Below are 3,564 nucleotides of genomic sequence, written 5' to 3'. Positions count from 1 at the left end.
GTCCTCGGTCAACATCTTTCCAAAGAGGCCGCTGTCAGCCGAAGACCGATTTCTTGACTACCGCTGGATGCGCGCCGATCCGCCTTTGGCAAAAGCCCGGACCTGATCCAGAGTCGCCATCGTCGTGTCGCCGGGGAAGGTGGTCAGCAGAGCGCCGTGTGCCCAACCCAGTTTGATCGCTTCCTCCGGTGTTTCGCCGCTCAACAAGCCAAAAAAGAATCCTGATGCAAAACCGTCGCCTCCGCCCACGCGATCCAGAACGTCGAGCTCGGCCGTTGGAGCTGCATATGTTTTTCCATCGATCCAGGCAACCGCGCTCCAGCTATGACGATTGGTAGAGTGCACCTCGCGTAGCGTGGTGGCCACCACTTTCACCTTCGGATGCTTCTTCACGACATGGCCGATCATGCCCAAAAATACGCTTGGGTCCAGTTTCGATTTAGCCGCAACCTCCGGCCCGGGGATGCACAGGCCTTTCTGCAGGTCTTCTTCGTTACCCACCAGTACATCCACGTTCTCGACGATGCGGCCAATGATCTCGACGGCGCGATCATTGCCGCCCGAGATACTCCACAGCTTCTCGCGGAAATTGAGATCGAAGGAAGTGATTGCGCCCATGGATTTGGCTTCTTTCATCATTTCCGCGGCCAGTTCCGCCGTGGTCGGCGATAGCGCCGCGAAGATGCCGCCGCTATGCACCCAACGAACGCCGCCGGCAAAGATCATCTTCCAGTCAAAATCCCCTGGCTTCAATTGCGATGCCGCTTCGTTGCTCCGGTTGTAAAAGACGACGGGCGCGCGCGGGCCGTAACCGCGGTCGCTGTACACGGCTGCTATGTTCGGACCGGTGACGCCGTCGTGTTTGAAGTGCTTGTAGAAGGGCTTCACGCCCATGGCGCGGACGCGCTCAGCGATCAATTCGCCGATGGGATAGTCGGCCATGGCGCTGGCGATGCCCGTATTCAGACCGAAACAGTCAGAGAGATTTGCGGCCACATTGAACTCGCCGCCACTGACGTGAATCTTGTACTCCGTCGCTTTGCGAAAGGGGATGATCCCCGGATCGAGCCGGTGGACCAGAGCTCCCAAGGACAGAAAATCCAATTCCGCATGCTTGCGGATATTCATTCCATAACTCATCGACTGTTTACTCCCTGTCTTCTTTTGTTGACAGACTGCTCCGAAGCTTCAGCAATCGAGACAGGCCAAGCCCCGCAGGTCTTGCAGTCGTCTCTGTCTGGCTGCCGAGCAAGCCACGTAGACTGCAATTACAACGGCATCGACGGAAATCAGTTTCATGAATTGCAGATTCTATAGTCGAATCTGCACCTTGAAGGATTGCGACTTGTCCGCAGCGAACGCGAAAGCTTTCACGGACTCGTCTATCGTGAATACACCATTGATTAGAGGCCGCAAGTTGACGCGCCCCGATGCCACCAAACGGATTGCCTCGTCGAAGACATCCCCATAACGCATGGAGCCGATGAGATTGATTTCCCTGTTCATGAGCAGGTTGGCGGGAATTGGGACATCCTCTGTCCCGAGCGTACCGACTTGCACGATCGTTCCGCCCGGCCGCACCATTTCGAACGCTCCCCGGAGCGCAATGGGTGAGCCGGATGCCTCGAAGATGATGTCGAATCCATCCCCAGTCAATTCACGGATTCTCTCGTTCAAGTCTGCCGTCAGAGGATCGAGAGCCGCATCCACGCCGAGTTCGAGTGCTTTGAAGCGTCGAGCTGCGACGATGTCGCTGATCGCGATTGGGATCGCACCAAAGGCGCGAGCGGCGATCGCCACGAGCAGTCCTATTGTTCCGGCGCCTGTCACGAGTACTCTGCGGCCTGAGACAAACCCGGCGCGTCTTACCGCATGCAAGGCGACAGCAAAAGGCTCCATCATCGCGCCGAGACTATCATCCACTTCTTCGGGCAGCACGTGGCATTGATCCGCGCGCACGACCACGAATTCGGCAAGAGCGCCATCGGTTGGAGGCGTGGTGCTGGCACTGCCGAGCATGATTGTCTTACGGCAGAGATTAGCCTTGCCGCTTCGACAGTAATCGCAAAAGCCGCAATTGCGCGCGGGGTTGACCGTGACACGCGCGCCGATGCTCACCGTGTCTACATCATCTGCCACTGCCGCCACTTCCGCGGCGAGCTCATGCCCGAGAACAAATGGGCGATCCGGAACAAAAGCGGCGCAGTAGCCGTGCTCATAGTAGTGCAGGTCGGAACCGCAAATGCCCACCCTGCGGTTGCGTAACAGAACCATGCCGGGACGCAATTCCGGCAGTTTAAACGGCTCGATCCGGATATCTCTTGCGCCATAAAGAACGTCAGCTTTCATCGTATCGCTCATTGTGAGGACCTCAATAAAACGGAGGTAAATCCGATAGGGCGAGCGCAGTTTTCGTCAAGCATTCCGGGAAGCACTTGTGTTTGGAACTGCCGGGCAAAGTCAATCACGACCTCCGTGGTAGACGCATCGTCTCCTGAAACTATGCAAACCGACCAATCGGAACCGAGCGCTAGGCGATCGGGTGTGAAGGCCTCGAGAACAACGTCACGGCAGCGACCAAATCCATCAACCTTCCATTGTTCTAGAAAAACTGCCAAGCATAGACCCGCCCAGCCGACAAGACCTTTGACGAAGTCGTATTTCTCAGCGAGTTCCCGCAACCAGTGCGTTTCTTCCAGGTCCCGCAGTGCCGCCGCGGCAATGCATCTTTTCACATTGATTGACTGCAACGGCGGCTGAAAGCCATCAGGCACAGAATCGCGCTTCAGGAGCGCCATCTCCCCTGGCGTCCAAACGTGCTCGGCGGGGCTGCAATGCCCAAAGTCCTGGCCAGAATCGGTTCGCATATCCTGGCGCGGTTTCCTCAAGCGAATCAGCAGCACATTCCGCCGGAGCCTGGGATAAGAGGTAGACATACTGTCGAGGTCCGATTGATTGGTACAGCCAATCATTTTAAAAAGTATAGACGCGAGCGTTCGATTCAGTCAATCGAGATCCCGGTGTTTCTGTGAAACAAACTGGAATACTCCCTGACGGTCACCCTTCTTGGCATTTTGCACGATCGATAAGGACTGAGGCTTTGTCAAGGCCAAAAGATCGCTAGCCGCTGCGATGAGCAATGCTTGTTGGCGGAGGCTTGGAGGCCGAAGCCTAAAGCGCGACATCGAGTAGGGCGTACAGATTCATTGGGGGCTGTACTCACTCCAGGAGTGGTGGGACACGAGCTGGCCATTCCTGAGATTGTCGCCGGCCGAGAAACAAAAGTATCAAGAGAACTACAAAACCTGGAATCCATCGGGATTCGACGCTGATCAATGGATGAAGTTCTTCAAAGAACAGGGGATGAAGATGTTCGCGTTCGCCTCCAATCATCACGAGGGCTTCTCCATGCACGACACGTCATAGACGGCGGCTGAATTCCGTACGGCAGCGAAGCGAAACCAACAATCAGCTGATACGGTAGAGTGCCTGCCCTTTCCTCTGCAATATGCGGCATCGCAGTCTGTGCAGTTCATCAGGGGAAAGAGCGCGATCCACTCGGCG

The 3,564-nt window shown here is 56.2% G+C and carries 4 protein-coding genes; 1 reads left to right on the top strand and 3 read right to left on the bottom strand.

What is annotated here, in order from left to right:
• Positions 1–57 precede the first annotated feature (57 nt).
• From VMU57_RS22100 to VMU57_RS22090, 3 genes are all read right to left on the bottom strand, one after another.
• Complete coding sequence (locus VMU57_RS22100; RefSeq protein ID WP_325387392.1) at positions 58–1,128, bottom strand: sugar kinase; 1,071 nt, start codon at positions 1,126–1,128, stop codon at positions 58–60.
• Positions 1,129–1,311: 183 nt separating this feature from the next.
• A complete protein-coding gene (locus VMU57_RS22095; RefSeq protein WP_325387390.1) occupies positions 1,312–2,361 on the bottom strand; it encodes an L-idonate 5-dehydrogenase in 1,050 nt (349 codons plus the stop codon).
• The gene (locus VMU57_RS22090; protein WP_325387389.1) at positions 2,358–2,867 is read right to left on the bottom strand and encodes a hypothetical protein; all 510 of its coding nucleotides are present in this window, start codon (positions 2,865–2,867) and stop codon (positions 2,358–2,360) included. Before VMU57_RS22090 ends, VMU57_RS22095 begins: the two co-directional genes overlap by 4 nt.
• A 334-nt stretch (positions 2,868–3,201) precedes the next feature.
• On the opposite strand from VMU57_RS22090, the gene VMU57_RS23235 reads away from it, so the two are divergent.
• Positions 3,202–3,426 (top strand): alpha-L-fucosidase, encoded by a 225-nt coding sequence (locus tag VMU57_RS23235; protein ID WP_414648707.1) that lies wholly within the window; start codon positions 3,202–3,204, stop codon positions 3,424–3,426.
• Positions 3,427–3,564 lie beyond the last annotated feature (138 nt).

Source organism: Edaphobacter sp., from assembly GCF_035532915.1.
Taxonomy (GTDB): Bacteria; Acidobacteriota; Terriglobia; order Terriglobales; family Acidobacteriaceae; genus Edaphobacter.
This window is presented reverse-complemented; position numbering and strand designations above follow the sequence as displayed.

What these genes read in the sequence shown, in the direction of transcription:
- VMU57_RS22095 (WP_325387390.1), bottom strand. Translation starts at nt 2,361, where the DNA reads ATGAGCGATACGATGAAAGCTGACGTTCTTTATGGCGCAAGAGATATC.
- VMU57_RS22090 (WP_325387389.1), bottom strand. Translation starts at nt 2,867, where the DNA reads ATGCGAACCGATTCTGGCCAGGACTTTGGGCATTGCAGCCCCGCCGAG.
- VMU57_RS22100 (WP_325387392.1), bottom strand. Translation starts at nt 1,128, where the DNA reads ATGAATATCCGCAAGCATGCGGAATTGGATTTTCTGTCCTTGGGAGCT.